The sequence below is a fragment of the Teichococcus wenyumeiae genome, from assembly GCF_003696345.1.
Taxonomy (GTDB): Bacteria; Pseudomonadota; Alphaproteobacteria; order Acetobacterales; family Acetobacteraceae; genus Pseudoroseomonas; species Pseudoroseomonas wenyumeiae.
Genome location: NZ_RFLX01000015.1, coordinates 1 through 23205, shown reverse-complemented (window position 1 = coordinate 23205; position 23205 = coordinate 1). Strand labels below are relative to the sequence as shown.

At 66.6% G+C, this 23205-nt stretch carries 23 protein-coding genes; 7 read left to right on the top strand and 16 right to left on the bottom strand.

The features are described 5' to 3' along the window. Positions 1-186: 186 nt before the first annotated feature. Both EBE87_RS18210 and EBE87_RS18205 read right to left on the bottom strand, forming a co-directional pair. A complete protein-coding gene (locus EBE87_RS18210) occupies positions 187-609 on the bottom strand; it encodes a DUF6525 family protein (protein WP_120636598.1) in 423 nt (140 codons plus the stop codon). Positions 610-745: 136 nt separating this feature from the next. Then, positions 746-1714, bottom strand: coding sequence for an aldo/keto reductase (locus tag EBE87_RS18205; RefSeq protein ID WP_158600796.1), 969 nt, complete (start codon positions 1712-1714; stop codon positions 746-748). 330 nt (positions 1715-2044) lie between these two features. Between EBE87_RS18205 and EBE87_RS28675 the strand changes: the two genes are divergently transcribed. The 4 genes from EBE87_RS28675 (at position 2045) to EBE87_RS18190 (ending at position 5288) form a co-directional block, all read left to right on the top strand. Next, on the top strand, positions 2045-2263 hold the full coding sequence (locus EBE87_RS28675; RefSeq protein WP_147425933.1) for a hypothetical protein: 219 nt from the start codon (positions 2045-2047) through the stop codon (positions 2261-2263). Between the two features lie 69 nt (positions 2264-2332). Further along, the gene (locus EBE87_RS18200; protein WP_158600797.1) at positions 2333-4018 is read left to right on the top strand and encodes a DUF2491 family protein; all 1686 of its coding nucleotides are present in this window, start codon (positions 2333-2335) and stop codon (positions 4016-4018) included. Positions 4019-4047: 29 nt separating this feature from the next. After that, positions 4048-4461 carry a DUF350 domain-containing protein gene (locus tag EBE87_RS18195; protein ID WP_120636601.1) on the top strand — a complete coding sequence of 138 codons (414 nt, stop codon included), beginning with the start codon at positions 4048-4050 and terminating at the stop codon, positions 4459-4461. A gap of 26 nt (positions 4462-4487) precedes the next feature. Beyond that, entirely contained in the window at positions 4488-5288 is an 801-nt protein-coding gene (locus tag EBE87_RS18190; RefSeq protein WP_120636602.1) for a hypothetical protein, read from the top strand. 166 nt (positions 5289-5454) lie between these two features. Here the strand turns inward: EBE87_RS18190 and rsgA are convergent, their stop codons facing one another. The 5 genes from rsgA to EBE87_RS18165 form a co-directional block, all read right to left on the bottom strand. Beyond that, entirely contained in the window at positions 5455-6531 is a 1077-nt protein-coding gene (rsgA, locus tag EBE87_RS18185; protein ID WP_199707071.1) for a ribosome small subunit-dependent GTPase A, read from the bottom strand. Positions 6532-6872: 341 nt separating this feature from the next. Beyond that, on the bottom strand, positions 6873-7076 hold the full coding sequence (locus EBE87_RS18180) for a cold-shock protein (protein WP_120636603.1): 204 nt from the start codon (positions 7074-7076) through the stop codon (positions 6873-6875). Positions 7077-7295: 219 nt separating this feature from the next. Then, positions 7296-7502: a hypothetical protein gene (locus tag EBE87_RS18175; RefSeq protein WP_120636604.1), complete on the bottom strand. Its 207-nt coding sequence runs from the start codon at positions 7500-7502 to the stop codon at positions 7296-7298. A 347-nt stretch (positions 7503-7849) separates the two neighbouring features. After that, positions 7850-9415 (bottom strand): ABC transporter substrate-binding protein, encoded by a 1566-nt coding sequence (locus EBE87_RS18170; protein ID WP_120636605.1) that lies wholly within the window; start codon positions 9413-9415, stop codon positions 7850-7852. Positions 9416-9435: 20 nt separating this feature from the next. After that, positions 9436-10608 carry a lactonase family protein gene (locus EBE87_RS18165; protein ID WP_120636606.1) on the bottom strand — a complete coding sequence of 391 codons (1173 nt, stop codon included), beginning with the start codon at positions 10606-10608 and terminating at the stop codon, positions 9436-9438. An 82-nt stretch (positions 10609-10690) separates the two neighbouring features. Here EBE87_RS18165 and EBE87_RS18160 point away from each other — a divergent pair, with 82 nt between their 5' ends. The 3 genes from EBE87_RS18160 to EBE87_RS18150 are packed head-to-tail and all read left to right on the top strand — an operon-like array spanning position 10691 to position 14011. Further along, positions 10691-11629: a polysaccharide deacetylase family protein gene (locus EBE87_RS18160; RefSeq protein ID WP_120636622.1), complete on the top strand. Its 939-nt coding sequence runs from the start codon at positions 10691-10693 to the stop codon at positions 11627-11629. A 43-nt stretch (positions 11630-11672) separates the two neighbouring features. Beyond that, positions 11673-13247 (top strand): ABC transporter substrate-binding protein, encoded by a 1575-nt coding sequence (locus EBE87_RS18155; RefSeq protein ID WP_120636607.1) that lies wholly within the window; start codon positions 11673-11675, stop codon positions 13245-13247. After that, on the top strand, positions 13244-14011 hold the full coding sequence (locus EBE87_RS18150) for an IclR family transcriptional regulator (RefSeq protein ID WP_158600798.1): 768 nt from the start codon (positions 13244-13246) through the stop codon (positions 14009-14011). The genes EBE87_RS18155 and EBE87_RS18150 overlap by 4 nt, the downstream gene beginning before the upstream one ends. A gap of 96 nt (positions 14012-14107) precedes the next feature. Here EBE87_RS18150 and EBE87_RS18145 read toward each other — a convergent pair whose 3' ends face one another. The 9 genes from EBE87_RS18145 to EBE87_RS18105 form a co-directional block, all read right to left on the bottom strand. Next, positions 14108-15715: an MFS transporter gene (locus tag EBE87_RS18145; RefSeq protein ID WP_120636608.1), complete on the bottom strand. Its 1608-nt coding sequence runs from the start codon at positions 15713-15715 to the stop codon at positions 14108-14110. Further along, complete coding sequence (locus EBE87_RS18140) at positions 15702-16085, bottom strand: DoxX family protein (protein WP_233553003.1); 384 nt, start codon at positions 16083-16085, stop codon at positions 15702-15704. Before EBE87_RS18140 ends, EBE87_RS18145 begins: the two co-directional genes overlap by 14 nt. Before the next feature lie 35 nt (positions 16086-16120). Beyond that, positions 16121-18076: an amidohydrolase gene (locus tag EBE87_RS18135; RefSeq protein WP_120636610.1), complete on the bottom strand. Its 1956-nt coding sequence runs from the start codon at positions 18074-18076 to the stop codon at positions 16121-16123. Beyond that, the gene (locus tag EBE87_RS18130; protein ID WP_233553005.1) at positions 18076-18456 is read right to left on the bottom strand and encodes a DUF1427 family protein; all 381 of its coding nucleotides are present in this window, start codon (positions 18454-18456) and stop codon (positions 18076-18078) included. The genes EBE87_RS18135 and EBE87_RS18130 overlap by 1 nt, the downstream gene beginning before the upstream one ends. Positions 18457-18503: 47 nt before the next feature. After that, positions 18504-19340 carry an alpha/beta fold hydrolase gene (locus tag EBE87_RS18125; protein ID WP_120636612.1) on the bottom strand — a complete coding sequence of 279 codons (837 nt, stop codon included), beginning with the start codon at positions 19338-19340 and terminating at the stop codon, positions 18504-18506. 144 nt (positions 19341-19484) lie between these two features. Then, entirely contained in the window at positions 19485-20132 is a 648-nt protein-coding gene (locus tag EBE87_RS18120; RefSeq protein WP_233553006.1) for a hydrolase, read from the bottom strand. A gap of 123 nt (positions 20133-20255) precedes the next feature. After that, the gene (locus EBE87_RS18115; protein WP_199707073.1) at positions 20256-20609 is read right to left on the bottom strand and encodes a response regulator transcription factor; all 354 of its coding nucleotides are present in this window, start codon (positions 20607-20609) and stop codon (positions 20256-20258) included. Positions 20610-20720: 111 nt separating this feature from the next. After that, a complete protein-coding gene (locus EBE87_RS18110) occupies positions 20721-21338 on the bottom strand; it encodes a response regulator transcription factor (RefSeq protein ID WP_120636615.1) in 618 nt (205 codons plus the stop codon). A 2-nt stretch (positions 21339-21340) separates the two neighbouring features. Then, positions 21341-22771 (bottom strand): MASE4 domain-containing protein, encoded by a 1431-nt coding sequence (locus tag EBE87_RS18105; protein ID WP_199707077.1) that lies wholly within the window; start codon positions 22769-22771, stop codon positions 21341-21343. Between the last annotated feature and the right edge of the window lie 434 nt (positions 22772-23205).

Sequence of the window (23205 nt, the reverse complement as noted above, 5' to 3'; positions counted from 1 at the left end):
AGGCATTGCAGCCTTAGTGAGCGGCTCAGTCAGCGCAGCGCGCCTCTTCCCACATGTTACGCTGCGGTTCCTGTGGCGATCCGCGTCCCAGCCTGTATGTCCTTGGACTAAAGCCACCCGTCACGAAGAGATCGACGACCCAGGCCGCGGCGCCCGCGGGACGACCGGATGGCTGTGGCCCCGCCCTCAACGCCGACGGCGGCGGCTGCCTTTCGGGCGCTTCACCCGCGCTTTGGGCTGCGCCTTCGCCGGAGGGAGGCGAAGGGGCTCAGCGGCGGGAATGCCGTCTGCCCCCACGTAACGCTGCAGCGTCGCGCCAGCGGCAAGGTGAGGATAGGCCTGGGCGCCGCTCGACCATGTCTTCGCGAAGGCGGCGACCTCGGCGTGATCCTGGCTGCGGATGGTCTGGACCAGATAGGAGGCCGCCTGAGCCGGCCGCAGACGCTGCCGCTGCAGCAGGTGCTGATGCCATTCGCGGATGCGCAGGGGACACCAGTCCACCAGGGCTTCCTGCAAGGCACGGCGCACCTCTCCCGGCAGTTCCTCATAGGCCCGATAGGGGTCGCCCTTGAGCTTGCTGTAGGGCTGGGCCGCCATGCTGTTGTCCATGGCCGCCTTCTACCGAAGGGCGGGCCGCCGGGAAACTACGTCGCCAACCGCTGGGTGCCGGGCACCTATGCCGCCGCGTTGGGTGTGGCGGCGTTTCCACCCGCCTGGCAGGCCGCCTGAAGCCTGCTTCCCTGGCTTAGTGGCCTTCGCCAGGAAAGCCAGCGGTGAGTTCGGCCACGCGCTGGAGTGCCTCCCGCGGCAAGGGGCCCTTCAGCACGGCCTCCAGCGCTGTCTCGAATTCCTCCACGCTGGCCATGCCGACCAGGACCGTCCCCATCGCGGGGTGGCTGATCACGAAGCGAATGGCGGCTTCCGGCAGAGAGGCGGCGAAGCCTTCCTCCACCAGCGGCATCAGCCGGGCAGCACGGCTCAGATCGTCCTCATAGGAACGTCCCGAACCCATCGGCTCCGGTGGCGGGCTGGCGACGGGATGGCGCTGGGTGGAGCCGCTCAGGGCCCCTCCGGCCAGGACACGGATGCCGACCGCGCCCATGCCTGCCTCCCGCATGCGGTCAAGCAACCGCCCGTAATCCTGCGCCGGGTAGCCCGCGGGCAAGGCGGCGCCAGCCGAGGGGTTCAGCATATTATAGATGACCTGCGCCGCGCCGAAGAACCCGGCGTCGACGATCCGGTGCAAGGCCTCGGTTTCCCCGACTGCCGTCCAGCCGGGCAGCCGCAGCTTGCCGGCGGCCTGAAGCGCCTGGAAGGCGGGCACTACCTCCTCCAGCACCTGGCTCACGCTCAGGTTCTCGCCGCCGCCGTGCAGGGTGACTTCGTTGTGGAGGTAGAAGATGTCCGCCTGATCCCGCTGCAAGCGCCGCAGGCTGCCCTCCAGGGATGCCGTCACAGCGGCGGCGATGTTGCCGAACTCGTCCGACCGCAGCCGGACCTTGGTACCGACCAGGACATCCTTGGCCTTGAGCCGCCGCAGGGCGTTACCCAGGTTCTGTTCCGAGGCGCCGTTGCCGTACTGCACGGCAGTGTCGAAGTAGTTGATGCCGGCTTCGAGCGCACGGGCGATGGCACGCTCCTGGTCCGCGACCGCACCGCGAACCATCAGGCCCCCGACCCCGCCGCAGCCAAAGCCGAGCAGCGATGTGGACATCCCATTCGGACCGAACCTGCGTGTCTCGATGACCATAGCTTTCTCCCGCGCACCGTCAGATGTCGGCCATCTTGCTGTTCCGGCGGCGGGAGCGCCAGGGCAGGGGAAGTACCCAACGACAGGCTTCCATCCGCGGGCCATCTCTGGGTCAGAAAAGAAACGGCCGGCCAGATCGCGGCGACCGCAGTGAGTATCCGTTGCCACCCTGCCGCTCATCTGGCACGCGATGTGAAGATCATCGTGCCGATCGGGCTTGCAAAGAGGCATGTAAGCATTGTTAGGCTGGAAAACTGTGAGGGACTGTGGGCGTTTGGCTGCAAGGAGGCAGCCATGGCTGAGATTGTACACCCGCATGACGATCCTTTTCACGGGGAACTCAGAGCTTTCGCCAACCGTGACGGCTTTGTTGTTATTGAGATGAAGGAAGAAAGAGACGCACCTTTCCTGGTCCTGAGTGCGCTGGAAGCGGCCCGCCTGATGGCGGCCATGCGTCACGCCATTTCCGGAATAAATGAGGATGTGAAGAAGGCCATTCCGCCGGAAGATTGACCGTGCACGGCCGGCAAGACCGGTGGCGCGGCCAACAGCAGCCCATGAATGGCTAGGAGCCCTGTCGGGATGAGCGCACGTCTGCCGGTAGGCCTGCTAAGCCTGCTGCTGCTGCAAGGGCCGGGGAGCACCTCGTCGCTGCCGGTGACACTGGCCCTGTCGGCTGGGGCTTTATCTGCCGGCGTGGCGGGCTTCAGCGCGCCCGCGGAGGCGCGGCCCCGCTCCAGCGGCGGCTATTCCCGCCCCGGCGGTTCCTTCCGCACGCCGTCCGTGGGTGGCTCCGGCAGTTATGCCCGGCCGCGTACCCCCTCTTCCGGGGGCTATGCGCTGCCACGTTCCGGCGGCACGAGCACACCCTACGGCGGCGGGGCCTCGGCCGGCGACCGCAGCTACAACCGTGCCCAGGCGGCCGATGCCCTGCGCAGGATGCGGGAGAACCAGGCCGCCGCCGAGCGCGCGGCACGCCCGGCACCCATCCCATCCCCGGCGCCCTCGAGAGATCCCCGGGGTGGTGGTTCCGGCTTCCCGGGCGGCGGCTATGCCGGAGGGTATCGCACGGCGCCCGGCACCAATTACGGCGGCTGGTACCGTGACCGCGGCTGGCGCATCCCGGGCACCGTGCTCAGTGGCCCGCGCTCCTTCGGCATCTGGGACGCGGCCTTTCTCTGGTTTCTGTTCAGCACGCTGAATCGCCCGGGCCACTCCGACTTCTTTCGGAACCATCAGGACGACCCAGGCTACCGGGAGTGGCGGCAGGAAGCCGAGCGCCGCGCCCAGAGCGACCCCGAGGTGCGTGCCCAGCTGGAGGACCTCGACCGGCGGATCGCTGAGAAAAGCGACCAGCCGCGCGACCCCAGCTACCTGCCGCCCGATGTGCCGGCGGAGGTCGCCACCGGTGCCGAGGGTGCCGAGCTACCTGACCGGCGCACGCCCAGCTTGGTGCCGGTTGAGCAGGGCGGTCAGGGCCTTCCCGCCTCGGTGGTCGGCGTGGTGGTGTTGGGGGGCGGCCTGCTGGCGGTCCTGGCCTGGCGCCGCCGCAGCGGCCCGCGTTCCGCCGGAAGCCAGCCAAGCGGAGCAGGTGGAATGGGGCAGGGCGGAACTCTGGCCAGCGGGGCCAACATGCTGCGCCACAAGACGTCCGGCGGAGGCTATGTGCCATCCCGCTTCCGGGTGGGGATGACACTGGCGATAGACCCGACGCCGTTCCTGCTGGCAGCGGGGGCCACGCATCTGTCCAGCCCTCCCGGTGCAGGCGAGATGATCAGTGTGGAGGAGGTCGGCCGCATCGGCGGCGACGTACCAGGCGGGCTGGTGCGCCTGTACCTGCCGGGCGACAGGGCCATGCTGCAACTGCATCTCGGCGAGAACAACGAGCCGGACGAATGCCGCTACTTCGCGTTGCTCGATGAGGTCACGCCGGCCGATGAAGCCGAGTGGGGCGCCTGGCTGGACCCGCGGGAAGGCATGATCGGCTGGCCCGAGTTCCAGACCAAGGATGGCAAGATTTATGCCCGGGCCTGGTCGCCCGGCCAGTCACGCGTGCAGCCGCGGCAACTGGTCGAAGAGGTCGATTCAGCCTCTGGCCATCGGACCATCGCCAGCCAGAGCATGCTTTATGCCGCACCCACGGGCCTCGCCATGCCTGCCCCCCAGACGGAATACATCCTGGTCTCCGCTGTCGAAGATAGCGGGCAGGCCTGGGTTGAGATCCGTGCCGGGCTGGACATCAATCCAGCCTCCCTGTCACTGGCCTGAACCACCGCAGCGAAGGATGAAGCGACAACATGGACGTGATCCTCGTCACCCTGCAAGAAGGCCTGCCCGTTCTCGTGGTGCAGTTCGCACTGACCCTGGCGCTGCTGATCGTGGGTGTGGCGGTGTACATGGCCATCACCCCGTTTCATGAGATGCGGCTGGTTCGCGCGGGCAATGCCGCCGGCGGCATCGTGCTGGCGGGCAGCGTGGTGGCCCTCGCCATTCCCCTGGCGGCCACGCTGGCGACAAGCCGCTTCTCGCTCGACATCCTCATTTGGGGTCTGGTGGCGCTGGTTCTGCAGCTGCTGACCTTTGTCGCCGCCACGCTGCTGATCCGTGGCCTGCGCGGCATGATCGAGGCCGGCAATATCGCCGCCGCCTGGTTGCTGGTGGGCGTGCAGCTCGCGGTGGCGCTGCTCAACGCCGGCGCCATGGCTGGCTAGTCGGAACAATCAGAAGGGAGATCGCCATGCTTGCCTTTATCCGGAACCTCGTCGGCGTGAAGACCGACCAGGCCGTCAACAATGCCGTGGAAGCCATCGTCCGCTGGGACCCGAAATCCGCCACGGAGGCGGAGCTGCGGACCATGGAGCAGCACCTCGACCAACTGGGCCTGCAGGTTGCCGAGGCACGCCAGGCTTACGAGCGGGAGAAGCGCGAGGCCGACACCATCCAGGCATTGTCGCAGCAGCGCCTTGCCGCCGCCGAGCAGCTCCAGAGCCGCGCGGAGGCGGCGACGGATCCGACCCAGAAGGGTGAGCTGGAACGCTCGCTCAGCACGCTTCTGATAATGCTGGAAGAGATGGCTCCCGAGGTGGAGCGGGAGAAGCAGGATGCGGCCGATGCGCAGGACTTCCTGAACATGCTGCAGCAAACCTACGAGCAGGCCGGCAGCAAGTTGAAAGCCGCGCGCTCAGAGCTGGTGCGCGCACAGCGGGACATGACGCGCGCGGATGCGCAGCGGCAGGCTGCGGAACGCCGTGCCGAGGCCGCGCGCCAGGCTGCGGGGTTGAGCGGCGCCACCAGTGGCCTGAGCGTGGCGCTGAAGTCGATGCGGGACGCTGCCGCCCGGGACCTGGCACAGGCGGAGGCCGCCAACGCCAAGGCCAAACTTCTGACTCCCACGCAGCCAGAGAAGGACGACCCGAATATCGCCGCCGCCATGGACGCGGCGGCGGGCCGCCTGCCGGCTCCAACCAACCTCAGCGACCGGCTGGCGGCAATCCGGCAGAAGCAGGGCACCCAGCGGCGCATCTCCGGAGCAGATTAGGACACCCGCTCACCAAGCTCGGCCTGAGATCCCTTGTCCTGGCGGATTTGCAAACGGCTTGGCAAGGCAAGGGATGCCAGGCCGAGCACGGTCTTTGGTGGTGTGCATCGTTCTGTTCAGCATCTGCGGCCGGTGAGGGCATTCGTGGCCGGGCGCCGGCCTGGAATCACAGGCTTCGCAGATCTCTCTTGCTCGTACGATAGGTCTTTTGCAGCAGAGCCAGGCGCCGGCGCTCGACCTCATGCACCACCTGGGATTTCATCAGTGCTGAAGATGCCAGTTCCTGGCTCAGCTTCTGGAAATGCGCCCAGCGGCCGGCGTCGAGGGTGCCCTCGTCCAGTGCGGCGTGTACCGCGCAGCCCGGCTCGCTGCTGTGTCCGCAGTTGCGAAAGCGGCAATTCAGCGCCAGGTTTTCTATGTCGTCGAAGACCGTGCTGAGACCCTCATCCGCCTCGACCAGGCCCACTTCGCGTATGCCGGGCGTATCGAGGATCATCCCGCCGCCAGGAAGAAGGACGAGCTGGCGATGGCTGGTGGTGTGACGCCCCTTGGCATCCGCCGCGCGGATGTCCTGGGTCGCCATCCGCTCTTCGCCCAGCAAGGCATTCACCAGGGTGGATTTGCCGACGCCCGATGAGCCGATCAGCACACAGGTCTCGCCCGGCGCAATGTGATCCCGCAGGCCGCCCAGGCCATGATCCTGGCGCGCCGAAACAACAAGCACCGGGCAGCCCGCCGCCAGGGTGGCGATCTCGGCGGCCAGGCTCTCGGGTTGCTCGCACAGGTCGGATTTGGTCAGCACCACCACCGGCCGTGCCCCGCTCTGCCAGGCAGCCGCGAGAAAGCGCTCAAGCCGGCGTGGATTGAGGTCGGCATTCATGGAGGTGACGACGAAAACAACGTCGATATTGGCGGCGATGACCTGCAGCGTCTGCACGCTGTCGGCTGCGCGGCGTACGAAGGCTGTACGGCGAGGCAGGACGGCATGAATGGTGGCTTTATCTTCGCCGGCTTTCACCGACAGGGCCACCCAATCGCCGGCAGCCGGATGGCCCGCCTCCCGAGCCTCGTGGCGCAGGCGGCCGGAAAGTCTGGCGCTCAAGTTGCCGCCAGCCGTGGCCACCAGATGCGCTTCACGTTGCTGGACGACGATACGTCCTGGGACATGGCCGGCGCGCGCATGCGGCTCAAAGGCCAGCCGCAGGGTGTCAGACCAGCCATACTGTTCAATCAAATGGAGCACTCTCACATGGGATGGGCGCTGCGGCATCGCCTGGGTAGAGAACCAGCCTACCGGGCCAGTCTTGGAGCCAGCAATCCACCACTGCGCGAGCCATGGCGCGTTGTGCCCACGATGGCCATTGCACCAAGTGCTTGAAGATGGCGGGCCAGGCGCAGGGAGTAGCGGTGGGTCGTGCCCATTGGCAGAAGGCGCAAGGCGGGGCTCACGCGCGAGGCGCGGCCGGATCGGATCTGAAGGCACAGAAAAAGCCTCGGCTGGATCTCCAGCCGAGGCTCAAACCCATCGCAGCGCGAGCGCTGCGGTGGCATTGGGGAGCGGCCATATGGCCGCTCAACCCTTGGTTAGGCCTGGCGCAGATTGCAGGCCGAGACCTTGCCCTGCTGGCCGCTCTGGACGTCGTAGGAGAGCTTGTCGCCCTCACGAACGTCCATGCCGGCGCGCTGAACGTCGGAGATGTGCAGGAAGACGTCCTTGGAGCCGTCCTCGGGCTGAATGAAGCCGAAGCCCTTGGTCGTGTTGAACCACTTAACGGTGCCGATAGCCATGAGATTATTCCGATCAAAACGGAAAACCGCCGTGCAGTATTGCGCGGCGTATCATCTTCAATTTGAAACGGAAACAAGCTCAGAACCCAAATGAATGGGCAGGAGAAGCAAACCGGAACAACGAAACTGACAAAACCTATATAGAATCCGGCCACTCGATTTACAAGCACTATTAATGTCCAGCTTTGGCAACGACTGGTATTTATCTGGGCTCGGGACCTATTCACGATCCTCTTGTGCTTTGATCCTGCTGTGATTCCATGGCGGCCAGAATGCTGCCATGGCTGAGCTCTTCTGGCTGATAAAGGCGCAGATCCAGCGGACCGGGGCCAGTTCCCGCTCCCGCACGGAGGCCCGCAGGCCGATGATCAGCGGGTTTTCCACGGCATCATCCACGTAACCCGCAATGGCCTTCTGCGGATGCAAAGGCCAGCCTGATCGATCGACACCACTCACCTCAAGGCGCAGCGTTGATGCTGAATGGCCCGCCGTCCGTCCGCGCCCTGATCGGCGACGAGGGCTGTGACAGAGACAGCCTCCGCCAAGCCCTGGCCGTTCGTGGCATCGAGCCCGCTCCCGGCAGTGCCATGAACCCCGCCACGTCGCGGCCGCAAGCAGTGCGGTCCATATCCCAGCGCGCTCCGCCAGCGGCACGGCACCGGGAACATGTTCAGCAGGCTCAAGGACCGGTGCAGCATCGCCACGCTCTCTGCGCCACCAGCCTTGCCGCTGCCGTCCTCTCGTGAATCAACGATGTCTGAAGCCTGCTCTCCTCAGGCGGGACGCAGTCCCCAGAAGACCGGCAACCCAGGGATCATCCCGGTGAAGTTGCTGCGCATCGCCGTCAGCATGGCGGTCTGCCCCAGCGGAATATAGGGTACATCCGTGTAGGCGATCTCCTGCAACCGGCGCGCCGCATCAAGTTGCGCCGTGGCATCGGGAGCGGCGAACCACGCATCACGCGCGGCCTCGATCTCCGGACTGCGGCACCAGCCATTGCCCAGGCTGCCATCGCCCCGCAGCGTCGCATGGACACCCGGGTTCAGCTGGTCCGTCCCGGCATTCAGTACGAGCCAGGCGCTCCACCCACCCTGGTCGATCGGCTCCTGCTTCATGCGCCGCTGCAGCACCGAGCCGAAATCCATCGTCGCGACATCCACCTTGAAGCCGGCGCGGTCGAGCGCATCGGCAACCACGGTGGAGGCGAGCTGGTTCAGCGGCAGGTCGCCCGGCACCAGCAGCCGCAGCGTCTCGCCGCGATAGCCGGCGGCCGCCAGCGCCGCCGCGTCATGCGGTGCCTCCAGCGCCGACATGCCGGCCTCGCTCGCCAGTTCCGTGCCGGGGCAGAAGAAGCCGACGCGCTCGCGCCACAGGGTCGGCTCGGTGCCAGCCATCGCCATGACGACATCGCGCTGGCTGATCGCGGCGAGCATCAGCCGGCGGATGGCGGGATTCGCGGTCGGGCCCTGGAGGTGATTGACGCGGAGCGAGGCAATATAGCCCGTGGGGTCGAGCGTCCCGATCCGCAGGCGGCGGCTCCGGCGCAGCAGCGGCAGCATGTCGCTATGCGGTTGTTCCCACCAATCCACCTCGCCGGATTGGAGCGCGGCACTGGCGGTGGAGGGATCGGGCATGACCACCCACTCGACACGGTCGAGGGCCACGTGCTTCGGGCCGGCCGTGCCCTCGGCGCTTCCGGTCTCGCGCGGCCGATAATCCGCGAACTTCTCGTAGACCAGGCGGCTGTTGGCGACATATTCGTCGGGCTTGAAGCGGAAGGGCCCGCTGCCGACCATCTCCGCGATGGGCCGGTCCGGATCGCCCGCCGCCAACCGCTCGGGCATCATCGCCGCCGTCATCAGGCAGGTTTTGCCCAGCGCCATGGGCAGCAAGGGATAGGGCCGCTTCAGGCGGAACACGATGTCGCGGTCACTGGCCGCCAGCAGTTCATCCGTCGCCGCCATCAGGGCACGCCCGATGTCGTCGCGGCGGGCCCAGCGGCGGATGCTGGCCACGCAGTCCCGCGCCAGCACCGGCGTGCCATCGTGGAACTTCTGGCCTTCCCGCAGCCTCAGCGTCCAGCGGAGGCCGCCATCCGTGGTCTCGAACCCATCCAGCATCTGCGGCTGGTAGCGGAAGGCGGCGTCCTGGCCGAACAGCGTGTCGAAGACCAGATAGGCGTGGTTCCGCGTGACATAGGCGGTGTTCCAGGTGGGGTCGAGCACCGCGGGCGAGGCATGCGGCACGAAGCGCAGCACGCTGCCACCGGCGGCGCGCGCCAGGCGCGGCGCGGCCAGCGCGGCGCCCCCCAGCGCCAGGATTTGGCGGCGATTGATCATGGTCGTCTCCGAAGCTTGAATCAGGGGCGGCCGCGGATGGCCGCGGGCTGGCCGGGCAGGGGCAGCAGCACGCCGGTATCGACCAGTGTATCGCCGTCGATGCGGTAGACCTGCAGGTTGCGGTCGAGAAAATTGGCCACGTAGAAGAAGCGGCTGTCGGGGCTGAAGGCGCCGCCTTCCGGCAGGCCGCCGGCCGGCAACTCGTTGAGCGCCTTGAGCACGCCGTCCGGCCCGATGCGCAGCAGCCGCACGCTGCCGTTGCGCGTATAGGACCACGCCGCATGCGGTGCGACCGAGCCACGCAGCAGCACCGCAACGGCGAAGCGCCCGTCGGGGGAGATCACCAGTCCCTCCGGCCCGTCGCCAACGGTGACATGGTCGACGACGCGCGGCGGGTTCGCCCTGGCATCGATCACGCTGACGGTGTCCACATGACCATCGCCCTGCACGCCGGTATTGGCGGCCAGCGCGTAGCGGCCATCGGGCGTCACCTCCACCGTGTAGACGCCGATGCCGGTCGCGATGTCCCTGGAGCGGTCGTAGGTGACGGCCGTGCCGTCGATCTCCAGCACGCCGACGCGGTGCACCGTGTGCTTGGTGATGAAGGCGCGCCTTCCATCCGGCGTGATGGCCACGGAGCCGGCCTCGTCCTCCACCGACACCTCGGCGATCTGGCGTACGCTGCGGCCGTCGATCGACAGCACGGAGATGCTGCGGCTCGCCCGGTTGGCCACCAGGGCGAAGCGGCCGTCGCGGGCAATGGCGAGGCCGGAGGGCTGCCGGCCCACAGTGATGGTCTCGATCAGCCGTGGCGGCTGCGCGGTGAGGTCGATGACATGCAGGCTGTTGTCGGGTGCGGGGCGCCAGGTGGCGCCGTCCTGCTGCATCACCACCGGGTTCGCCACCAGGCCGAGCGTGCCATCTGGCGTGATCTGCAGGTTCGTCGGCGGCCCCTGCACGCCGTTCATCAGCGGCAGGCTGGCGGCGACGCGCGGCTGCGCCGGATCGGTGATGTCGATGATCGAGACACTGTCGTTGCCGGGCGCACGGACGCTGGTGCCGGCCGGCGCGTTCTGGGTTTTCTCGTCATTGCCGACGATCAGATAGTTGCCCTCTGCGCAGGCGGCCCCGGCATGGAGGCCGGCGATCAGGCAAGCGGCCACGCCGGCCAACAGGATGGGTCGCGCTGTCATGACGCCTCTGGCCACTGTTTCATTCAACAAAACGATGTTTCATTATCTTGTCAGCCTGCCGGCGCCTGCGCAAGATGCCGCGATGAACGGCAATCCCTTCCATCCCGCGACATCCGGCTACCCGCGTGACCTGCGCGGCTATGGCCGCGACAGGCCTGATCCGGCATGGCCGGGCGGCGCCGCCCTGGCGGTGCAGTTCGTGCTGAACTACGAGGAAGGCGGCGAGCACAGCGTGCTGCATGGCGATGCCCACGCCGAGAGCTTCCTCGCGGAGCATTTCACCGGCCCGCCGCGAGCAGGACGCCATGCCAGCATCGAGGGCATCTTCGAATACGGCTCGCGCGTGGGCTTCTGGCGCTTGTGGGACCTCTTCACCGCTCGCGCCGTGCCGGTGACCGTCTTCGGCGTCACCATGGCACTGGCGCGGCACCCGGAAGCCGTGGCCGCGATGCGGGAGGCGGATTGGGAGATCGCCAGCCATGGCCTGCGCTGGATCGACCATTCCACCCTCGCCGAAGCCGATGAGCGGCGCTACCTCACCGATACCATGGCCCTGCACCGGACGGTCTGCGGCGCCGGGCCAGAGGGCTGGTATCTCGGCCGCGCCTCACCCAACAGCCTGCGGCTGCTGACCGAGCTGACCCAGCCGCTCTACCTCTCCGACTTCTACAACGATGAGCTGCCCTACTGGCGCGTCATCGGCGAGGCACCGCAGCTCGTGCTGCCCTATACGCTCGATGCCAACGACATGCGCTTCCTGACGGCACCGGGCTTCGGCAATGGCGAGGATTTCGCCCGCTACCTCATCGACAGCTTCGACGTGCTGCTGGCGGAAGGGCTGCGCGGCTCGCCGGGCCTGATGAGCATCGGCCTGCATCCACGCATCACCGGCCGCCCCGGCCGGCTGGCCGGGCTGGCGCGCTTCCTTGACCACGTGGCGAAACACCCCCAGGTCTGGCTGGCGCGGCGGGACCAGGTGGCGCGGCACTGGCGGGCGCGGTTCCCCTACCGCGCGCCCTAGCCCGGGGTTAACAACGGCGGGACACTGACCGCCGAGCCCGCCGATGTACCGCTCTCTCCTGCCCGCACTGCTTCTTCCCGGCCTGCCCGGGCTGGCCACGGCGGCCGAACTCACCATCGGCCTGGGGGCCGCCATCACCTCGGTCGACCCGCATGTCGCCTTCGGGCCGAACCGCGCCCTCGCCATGCATGTCTATGAGCCGCTGGTGCGGAGCGGCGACCGGCAGGAGCCGGAGCCGGGGCTCGCCCTGTCCTGGACAACGGCCGACGCCATGCAGTGGGAGTTCCGCCTGCGGCCGGGGGTCACCTTCCAGGACGGCACCCCCTTCACCGCGGAGGATGCCGCCTTCTCCCTCCGCCGCGCTGCCTCGGGGGAGGGGCCGCGCAGCTACCGCTCCTATACGCGCGGCATTGTCGGGCTCGAAGTGAAGGACCCGCTGACGCTGGTCGTCGTCACAGGGCAGGCCGCGCCGCTGCTGCCGCGGAACCTCAGCACCTTCGGCATGGTCTCCGCCCGTGCTGCGGCCGATGCGGCGGAAGCGGATTTCGACGGCGGCCGCGCCGCGATCGGCACCGGCCCCTTCCGCCTGCTGGGCTGGTCGCGCGGTGCCGCCGTGACGCTGGCGCGGAATGAGCGCCATTGGGGCGAATGGCCCGCCTGGGACAAGGTGACCTTCCGCTTCATCCCGAATGACACCGCCCGGGTCGCCGCGCTGCTCGCCGGCGACCTCGACCTGATCGACGCCGTGCCGGCCAGCCTCAACCAGACAATCCTCGGCCGCCAGGGGCTTTCGCTCACCGCCACCACCACCGGCATGCTGAACTATCTCCAGCTTGACCAGCGCCTGCCGGTCCCGGCCGGTGTTTCGGCCTTCGACGGGGGCGCCCTGCCGGGCAACCCCTTCCGCGACCTGCGGGTCCGGCAGGCGATGACACTGGCGGTCGACCGGGACGCCATTGCCGGCCGGGTCATGCAGGGGCAGGCGGAACCCAGCGGCCAACTCGTTCCGCCCGGGCTGAGCGGCCATGTCGAGGGCCTGCCGCCAGCCACCCCCGACCCCGCGCGCGCCCGCGCCCTGCTGGCCGCGGCTGGCTATCCCCAGGGCTTCCGTGTCACGTTGCGCTGCACGGGCGACCGTTACCCCAATGACGCGAAGGTCTGTGAAGCCCTGGCGCAGATGTTCAGCCGCATCGGCATCCGCACCACGCTGGAGGTGCTGCCGGCTGCCGTGTTCTTCCCGCGCTTCGACCCAGCGGGCACGGCCGGCGATGCCGGGCTGGGCCTCGCCATGGCCGGCTTCGGCCCGGCCAATGGCGATGCGGCGGCCTCGCTGGCGGGCCTGCTGCACAGCCACGACCGGGCGCGCGGCCTTGGCAGCGCCAACGGCGGACGCTACGGCCGGCCGGATCTCGACAGCATCATCGAGGCCGCGCTGCACCTCGCCGACCCTGCCGCGCGGCAGCGCCAGGCCGAAGCAGCGACCAGGCTGGCCATGGAGGATGTCGGCATTATCCCTATCCACTTCATCCGTGCCCAATGGGCATACCGCGACCGGCTGCATCTGCGTCCGCGCTCGGATGGCGCGACCTTCGCCATGAACATTCGGCCGAACCCATGAGCACGCCCCCGAAAGACCCGGCGAACTACACCGTCGATGCCCTCGATACGGCCCTCGAGCTGGTCAACATCATCGCGGAGGCGCCGGGGCATGGCGTCACCGAACTGGCGCGGCGCTGCGGCCAGACCAAGGCGCGCACCTTCCGGCTGCTCTGGACGCTGGAGCAGCGCGGCGTGATCAGCCGGGCAGGGCAGGACGCCACCTACCGGCTTGGGCATGCCGCCTTGATCTGGGGCGCAGCGGCGGCGACGCAGCACGACCTGGTGCGGGTGGCGCAACCGCTGCTGAAAGCCCTGGGCGAAGAGACCGGCGAGACCACGAAGCTGCGCATCCGCGATGGGCTGGATTGCCTGACCGTCGCGAAATGGGAACCGGACCGGGAATTGCGGTGCCACAGCCTGGTTGGCCGCCGCCACGCCTTGCAGGAGCAGCCGGGCCTCGTGCTGCTGGCCCATGCCGAAGCCGATATCCAGCGCCAGGTTCTCGGCAGCCTGCCGCCCGCCGCCGCGCGCGACCTGGCACAGACATTGGACCGGATCCGCGAGCAGGGCTTCAACGTCACCCGAAGCGAATTCGACGGAACAAGGGAGTCGATCTCGATCGCCGCGCCCGTCTTCGACCAGACGGGAATGATCGCCGCCTCGGTTGCCGTTGCCGCGCCAGCCAGCCGCATGGACGAAGCACGCCAAACTGTTGTTGCGGCGGCACTGGGCAAGGCTGTGCGGCATCTCTCGACGGCACTGGGCCATCGTCATCGTTTCTGAGGATGACCTTTCCCGAAAGAAGGGGAAAGCATTCGGGAGCGCCGGTGACTGCCCTGGTGCCGCGGCGGCGCAATGGCGCAGGACAGCCTGCGCCGCTCAGGCCTGCCCCGCCCCGAGGCCCAGGAAATGCCGCACCGCCGGTGTGCCGGGTCCCATGTGAAAGCGCAGCACCCCGCCTTGCAGGTCGGCATCGGCATGCGACACGCGCCGGTGCTGGCGCAGATGCTCGGCCCATGACTCGACCATGAACCACTCCATCACGCATTCGGGGTCTGCGGCGTCTTCCGTGACGCCCCAGGCATAGGCGCCATCCCGCCTGCGTTCCTGCGAGAGGCGGGTGAGCATGTGCAGGAAGGGCGCGCGGTTCTCCTGCGCGACGCGGTACTCGATCAGGATCAGCACAGGGCCGCGGTCGTGCTCGACAGGGCCTGCCGTGAGAGGCTCCGGCCAGTGGTTGGACGGGACGAGATCCGCCTCGCCCACCGGCAGCTTGACGCGGTGCAGCAGCAGGGCAGCGAGGATCAGGCTGGCGGCGCCGGCCAGCAGCGTTGCGGGCACTCCGATGGCCTCGGCCACCGTGCCCCAGCCGAGGCTGCCGAGCGCCATGGCGCCGTTGAAGACCGTGAGATACACGGCCAGTGCACGCCCGCGCACCCAATTGGGCAGAATGGCCTGCGCCGTGCCGTTCAGCGTGGTCAGGGCGGTGATCCAGGCGGCGCCGAGCAGCAGCAGGATGACAGGCGCGGCCCACTGCGGCGGGGCGAAGGCCAGGGAGGCCGTCGCCAGGGCCGTCACCATGGCGGCGCCCAGCATCAGCCCATCGGCATCCAGCCTAGCGCGGAGCCTTGGCAAAGCCAGCGCGCCAAGGATGGCGCCGGCCCCGACCGCACCCAGCAGAATGCCGTAGAAGCCGGCATCGCCGCCCAGCAGGTTGCGGGCGACCAGCGGCAGCAGGGCCCAGACGGCACTGGAGCAGACGAAGAAGACGGCGGCGCGCAGCAGGACGATGTGCAGATCCCGGCTGGCGCGGGCATAGCGTAGCCCGGCGCGGAAGGCGCCGAGGAACTGCTCGGACAGGACATCACCGGCCCCGGCGGGGCGCCGCCACCAGAGAAGGGCGGCGATGACGATGACATAGCTGGCGACATCCATCCCATAGGTCGTGGCTGCGCCGAAGGAGGCGAGCAGCAGGCCACCCATGGCGGGGCCGATGGAGCGGGCGATGTTGATGCCAAGGGAGTTGAGGGCGACGGCACTCTTGAGATCCCGTGCCGCCACCAGCTCCGGCACGATGGCCTGCCAGGTCGGCGCCATGAGGGCAGCGCCGATGCCGCCCACGAAGGTCAGGGCCACAAGGGAGCTGACCGTCATCAGCCCCAGGTAGGACAGCGCCATCAGCGTGATGCTGACGGAGGCGAGCAGGAGCTGCACAGCGATCAGGAAGCGCCTGCGGTCCAGGATGTCGGACAGGACGCCGGCGGGGATGGCGAGCAGGAAGACCGGCAGGGTGCCCGCGGCCTGGATGAGCGACACGGCGGCCGGCCCGGCACCAAGGTCCGTCACCAGCCAGGAGCTGGCCACATCCCGCATGAAGCTGCCGGTATTGCCGAGGACGGTTGCCGCCCAGAGCACCGCGAAGGTGGTCTGGCGGAGGGGCGCGAAGCTGCCGGCGGGGGCCGCCTTTGCTGGGTCAGGCGCGGTCATGCCGCAGGTCCCACAGGGCCAGGAGCAGGAAGGCGCCGGCGAGGCCAAGATGCTCGTAAAAGGCATTAGCCGCCATGAAGCGCTCCTGTCCCAGTGGCAGCGCCCAATAGCGGTTGGCGATGAAGGTGGCCGCCAGGGTGAAGGCGCAGAGCGCCAGCGCGCCCAGCCAGCGCAGCCGCCCGGACAGGATGAGAGCGCTCGCGAGCAGTTCCACCGCGATGGTGGCGGCCGCCGTGAGGCCGGGCACCGGCAGGCCGAAATGCGCGGCCTCGGCCACCGCGCCGGGATAATCGAGCAGCTTGTTGAACCCACCCTGCAAATAGGCGGCGCAGAGGCCGAGCAGGCCGAGGAAGATCAGGGCCTGCCGCAAGGGGACGGGGAGGCTGCCTGCGGGCGGGCGCATCCTCAGAAGGCCCAGCAGGAGCAGCCGAGGGCTCCCCAGAAGCCCTGGTCCTGGCCAGCAGGGGTGGAAGCGGCCCAGGCGCGCGCATGCTCGTGCCCATGGACGCCGCAGGCACTGTCGCAGCAGCGGGCGAGGCGGGCCAGGGCATTCCTTGTGCCGGTGGCGGAGGCGCGGCGATCCTGGTAGCCGCCGAAACGCCGGACGGGGGACCAGTCCGGCATGGCGGGCGGCAGAGGCGGAGCGAGGCTGGCATAATCGCCCGCGCCATGGACCACGCGGCCGCCGAGGATCGTCAGGACAGAGGTGATGTCCTGGATCTCGTCTTCCGGAACGCCGAAGTAGTCGCGGTCCAGCACCGCCATGTCGGCGAGCTGACCGACTGCGATCTGCCCCTTCTTGCCTTCCTCATTGGAGAACCAGGTCACCTTCTCCGTCAGCATCCGCAGCGCCGTCTCCCGGTCCAGCCTGTTGCGTTCGGGCGTGATGCGCATGCCGCCGACGGTCCTGCCGGTGGTGAGCCAGGAGAGCGCCACCCAGGGATTGTAGGATGCGACGCGCGTGGCGTCCGTCCCGGCGGAAACCTTGACGCCCATTTCCAGCATCTTGGCGACCGGCGGCGTCGCCTCGGCGGCTCGGGCGCCGTAGCGCTCGACGAAATACTCGCCCTGATAGGCCATGCGATGCTGCACGGCGACGCCGCCGCCCAGGCGCGCGATGCGTTCGAGGCTGCGGTCGCTGACCGTCTCGGCATGATCGAAGATCCAGTGGAGATCGCCGATCGGCATCTCGCGGTCCACCTTCTCGAAGACATCGAGGGCGCGGGAGATCGTCTGGTCATAGGTCGCGTGCAGCCGCCAGGGCCAGCGGTTCTGCACGAGGATGCGCACCACCGCTTCCAGTTCCAGTTCCATCTCAGGCGGCAGCTCGGGCCGCTCCATCCGGAAGTCCTCGAAATCGGCGGCGGAGAAAACCAGCATCTCGCCCGCGCCATTGAGGCGGAAGTAGTCGTCGCCCTGCTGGTACTTCGCGTTGCTTGTCCAGCGAAGGAAGTCGTCCTTCTCCTGCTTCGGCTTCTGCGTGAACAGGTTGTAGGCGATTCGCACCGTCAGCTCGCCATCCGCGGCCAGCTTCTGGATCACCTCGTAATCGTCCGGATAGTTCTGGTAGCCGCCGCCCGCATCGATGGCGCCAGTCACGCCCAGCCGGTTCAGGTCGCGCAGGAAGTGCCGCGTGGAATTCAACTGGTAGTCCAAAGGCAGCACCGGCCCCTTGGCGAGCGTCGCGTAAAGGATGGTGGCATTCGGCTTGGCCAGCAGGAGCCCCGTGGGCGTGCCATCCGGCGCGCGTTGAATCTCGCCGCCCGGCGGATTGGGGGTGTTCTTGTCATAGCCGACGACGCGCAAGGCCGCGGCATTCAGCAGAGCACGGTCATAGAGATGCAGGATAAATACCGGTGTGTCCGGTGCGGCAGCATTGATCTCGTCCAGCGTCGGCAGGCGCTTCTCGGCGAACTGATGCTCGGTGAAGCCGCCGATGATGCGCACCCATTGCGGCGGCGGCGTGATGGCGACCTGCTTGCGCAACATGTCCATGGCATCGGCGAGCGAGCGGACGCCGTCCCAGCGCAGCTCCATGTTGTAGTTCAGACCGCCACGGATCACATGCAGGTGGTTGTCGATCAGGCCAGGGATCAGGCGCCGCCCGCCAAGGTCGATCACGCGCGTGCCAGGGCCGGCCGTCGGCAGAAGGGTCGCAGCCTCGCCCACGGCAGAGAAGCGTCCCGCGGTGACCGCCACGGCCTCCGGCGCCGGATGGGCGCGGTCCAGCGTGGTGATCCGGCCATTGTGCAGAATCATGTCGGGGGCGGCATCGGCGGCCATGGCGGGGCTCCGGCTGGAAAGGGCGAGGCTGAGGGCCGCCAGGCCCCCGGCAACGGTGCGGCGTGTAGGAGCGGTCATCAGACGGTGTCCCTTCCACTTCGGCCGGGCAACTGGCCAAAGATGTGCTGCCTTGCTTCCGCGTGCAGCACCGAGAGGCTGAGAGGATGGCCATCCAGCAGCCGCTTGGCGATCGGGACGAGCTGCTCGCCCAGCAGGATGCCGAGGAGTCCGACCAGGGCCACGACCGGCGGCGCCGGCGAACGGACGTTCAGCAGGCTGTAAAGAACGCCTACCAACAGCCCGACACCAAGCGCGAGAAGATAAGGCTTCATATGAAAGACCTCTCTAGAAGTATGGCAAGCGCCGATCATGGACGCGGCATCAACGGTGATGTCCGCAGCAGCCCAGGCGCGGTGGATGAGCACGGCCGTGGCGCCGTTCGAAGGTGAACTCGTCACGCGTGCGCTCCTCCTCCGCCTGAAAGATTTCCGAGTGCGCCGGTGGATCAGCTCTGCACAAAGGCCAGCAGATCTGCGTTGATGCGTTCCGCATGGGTCGAGAGCATCCCGTGCGGGTAGCCTTCGTAGACCTTCAACGTGCCGTTCTTCAGCAACTTGACGGACTTCAGTGCCGCATCCGCGATCGGCACGATCTGATCGTCGTCACCATGCAGCACGAGCGTCGGCACAGTGATCGCTTTCAGGTCCTCGCTCTGGTCGGTTTCCGAAAAGGCCTTGATGCCGTCGTAATGCGCCTTGGCGCTGCCCATCATGCCCTGGCGCCACCAGTTCTGAATCACGCCTGGATAAACCTCCGCGCCTGGGCGGTTGAAGCCGTAGAACGGGCCGGATGCGACATCGAGGAAGAGCTGCGCCCGGTTGTCGGCGACACCCTTGCGGAAGCCGTCGAATACCTCGACCGGAAGGCCCTCAGGATTGCTCTCGGTTTTCAGCATTAGCGGTGGCACAGCGCTGACGAGCACTGCCTTGACAACACGCCGCGCCGGCTGGCCATGCTTCGCGACATAGCGGGCGACCTCACCACCGCCAGTGGAATGCCCGACATGGACGGCATCTTTCAGGCCCAGATGCTCGACGACAGCGAAGGCGTCGGCCGCATAATGGTCCATGTCGTGACCTTCGCTGACCTGTGCCGAGCGCCCGTGGCCACGGCGGTCATGAGCGACGACGCGATAGCCCCTCTGTACGAAGAAGAGCATCTGCGTGTCCCAGTCATCGCTGGAGAGCGGCCAGCCATGGTGGAACATGATTGGCTGAGCGTCCCTGGGCCCCCAGTCCTTGTAGAAGATCTCAACACTATCGCTGGTGGTCACATATGCCATAGCGTCCCATCCTTCTGTCCTGGGGTGCGTGGTTGCTTCTGTCAGATGTGGCAGGAACGGTGGCCGCCGGCTCGATGTCCTGCCCCTGCCTCGTGTGATGCAAGCCGGCAGGCATCTGTCCATCCGGGGGCACGACGCTGTCCTTCAGTGCCCTTCGGAGGCACCGAACATCGTTTTGGCGTAGATGATGCCGAGGCCATAGGCACCGCCGAACCGCTTGGCGATGCCGGTGGTCATGTCGTAGGTTTCGCCGCGCGCCCAGTCGCGTTGCAGTTCCAACAGGTATTGCAGCGACGTGATCGGACGGGCGCCAGCCTGGATCATGCGTTCCATGGCACGCTCATGCGCTTCCTCGGACACGTCACCGCATGCATCGGCGATGACATAGACCTCGAAGCCCTGGTCGATGGCAGAAAGGGCAGGGCCCACGATGCAAACCGAGGTCCAGAGTCCGGCCAGCACGACGCGCGGCGCGCCGATGCGGTTGACCTCCTCGATGACCGCGACATCTTCCCAGGTATTCATGGAGGTGCGGTCGAGCAGCGTCTGGCCCGGAAAGGCGCGGGTGATCTCCTCGAACATGGGGCCGGAGAAGGATTTCTCGGCGACTGTGGTGAGGATGGTGGGGACACTGAAGCCTGCCGCAGCCTCTGAGACCAGGGCAGCGTTGTTGCGCAGCGTGACTGCGTCAATCGACTTGGTCGCGAAGGACATCTGCGACTGAAAGTCGATCAGGATCAGCATGTGGTTCCGGGGGTCGAGCAGGCCCTTCCCTGGGACTGGTGCGGCCATAGGCATCGAGCGTCTCCTTGTTTGGCTGGGCGGAAGCCTAAGGAAGGAAGCGGGATCGGGGCCATCGTACCTTTGGATCGGTCTGCCCCTACCTGGGCAGCATGGGATCAGGCCAGCGGAGCGTCAGGGGCCCAGAATGGCGTGCAGGTGCGCGAGCAGCTCGTCAGGCTGCACAGGCTTGGCGAGATAGGCCTGGATGCCTGCCGCGATCGCATTCCGGGACGACACCGGGTCCGGGTAGGCGGTGATCAGGATGGTCGGCAGTTCCCGCCCCGCGGCGCGCAGGCGATGATGTAGCTGGATTCCGCTGATGTGCGGCAGGCGCACATCGGCGATCAGACAGCGCACCTCATCCAGATCCTCGAAGGCCAGGAAGCTGGCGGCGTCCGGAAAGCCCAGGCCCGTGAAACCCAGGGCTCCGACGAGGCTGATCAGCGCAGCGCGGGCAGACGCATCATCCTCGACAATGGCCAACATGTTCCGCACAGGCCCGCCAGCTCTACCTGGGCCGCGGCTATCGCGCCCCTGGCAAAAGGCTCGGCGCAACCGGTGCTTGCGGCAATCATATGAAAGTATCGGCAGCTCAGATCATTCTGGCTCAGCGGCAAGCTTGTCGACAGCACGCACCAGATCGGCAAAGGAATTCGCGCGAAGCTTCTGCATGATCTGCGCACGATGCGCCTTGACCGTGACCTCGCTCAGCTCCAGCTTGGCCGCGATCTGCTTGTTCAGCAGACCGCTGGCGACGAGCGGTGTCAGTTCCTGTTCGCGTGGTGTCATGGCGGCAAAGCGCGCCCGCAGCTCCGCGAGTTCGGCGGCGCGTGTTCGGCGAAGCCGGTCCAACTCGACCCCTTTGTGCACGGCATCAAGCAGATCCTGGTCCCGATAGGGCTTGAGGAGGAACTCGATGGCACCGGCCTTCATGGCCGCGACCGACATGGGGACATCGCCATGGCCCGTGATGAAGAGCACCGGCATCCTCAATCCGCGGCGGCTCAATTCACGCTGAAATTCCAGCCCGCTGGCGCCGCGCAGGCGGACATCGAGCACGAGGCAGCCTGGAAGGTCCGGACGGTTGGCGTTCAGGAAAGCTGGTGCAGATTCGAAGGCCTGAGTGACATAGCCCTCTGAGGAGAGGAGGTTTTCCAGGGAAGCGCGGATAGATGGATCGTCATCGACGATGAAGACGATGGACTGTTCTGCCATATTCATCTCCCTCTATCGGGACCGGTCATCTCCGCCCCAGGCAGCGAGAAGTGGAATTCAGCTCCGCGTGGAAGATTTGGCGACGTCCAGAGGCGCCCGCCATGGGCTTCGATCACGGCCCGGCAGAACATCAGTCCCATGCCCATTCCCTCTGGCTTCCTGGAGAAGAACGGCTCAAAGATCTGCTCCTCAGTCCCAGGTTCCAGCCCGACACCAGTATCCTGAATCGAGACCTCGACTTCCCCATCGTCGATCGGGCGGGCCTTGATGCGAAGCTTGCGTTGGCGCTCCTTGCTTGTCCTCATGGCGTCGAGGCTATTCTCAACAAGATTCCAGACCACTTGCCTGAGCTGGACCGGATTGCCGATCACAGCCGGCGTACGCGGGTCGAATTCGACCTCGACAGAGATACCGGCAAGTTCCGCTTCGACTGCCACGGATCCTGTGACGTCCCTGATAATGCTTGCCAAGTCCACTGGCACGCGCTCCTGTGCGCCTTTCATGAACATGGCGCGGATGCCCGATACGATCTTATTGGCGCGGTGACCATCGGATACGATCGCCTGCAGGCTCGCATGTACCTTGTCGATGCGTGGCTCTGCTCTGGCCAGCCAACGCAGCCCTGCATCGGCATTGGTTACGATGCTTGCCAGTGGCTGGTTGATCTCATGAGCGATCGAGGCGGACAGGGCCTCCATGGCGGTGAGACGGTTCTGCCGGGCACGCTGCTCGGCAGCCACGGATCGGGCAAGCTTGGAATAGACTGTTGTTGTCTCGGCCAGCAGAACGAGCAGCACAATGCCTGCAGCGGTAAGCCCGTAAACCCGCCCGGCCCACCAGCCTATGCTGAACCTGACGCCGCTGCTGATATAGGAGAGCAGCGTCAGTTCGATGACCAGCGAGAAGAGAACGAGGCAGACCCAGATGTCTAGCGATGATCGCTGCCGCCGAATCAGGACCGCGATGCTCAGCAGGTAGATCGCCATCACAGTGCCTGGAACGAAGGACCAAAGGGCTGTTACATGATGTGCGTCTTCCATGAAGACAGGTAGCGGCAGTATTTCTTTGGTAATCAACCACGTTATCACTGTAGCCACTGCAAAAATGCAGAATACGGATTGGATTATAATTCTGACAGCAGGCCTAACCGTCAGATTACTTGCTGGAGCAAGCGCATAGCCTAGAACAAAGAGCGCGAAGGCAAAGCGGCGTAACGCAGCGATCGTGGCAGTGGTCTGGAGGCTGGCTTCGATGCCTAGGGAAGCGAAGAGGCCTGGAAAGGTTATTGCCCATCCCGGGACCATCAGGGCCGCAAAGAGGTAGCCGGAAGCCAGGATCAGCAAAGCAGAAGATCTCTGAACATTAAACATCGTATAAAGAAGAGCTGATGTTATGATCTCAAGAACAAATATTGCGGACGCGTAGGCAGGCAAAATAATTTCTGTGCCGGTTGTTCTAAAGTGCGCAAAGGGAATTGTGAGAAGGAGTGCGCTGAGCAGAGCAGTGGCTACCGCTGCCACTAAGCATAACTGCGGTCGATTCAGGCTGACGATTGGATCGCGTCCATACGGCAAGAGGGCCTCGTATCTCAGGATGGCTCTGGGTGTTTCGTGCTGCCACTCGTTCAGGATTACATGGCAGATAAGCTTAGTAAATGAGACCTTCAGCAGGGCGGCTATCCTGTCTCATCCTATGCCCCGAGCCGCAGTGATATAGCCCGGATCCTGTCCGCGGCTATTGCGGCCTTCCATCCAAGCCCGTTGGCACGACATCTGGACGCCTCTAAAAACCTCGCGGTTGACACGCTGAGCTGATTCAATGAGGTCAATCAGCGGAGGCAGTGGCGATGGCAGATCAGCCGGGCTTC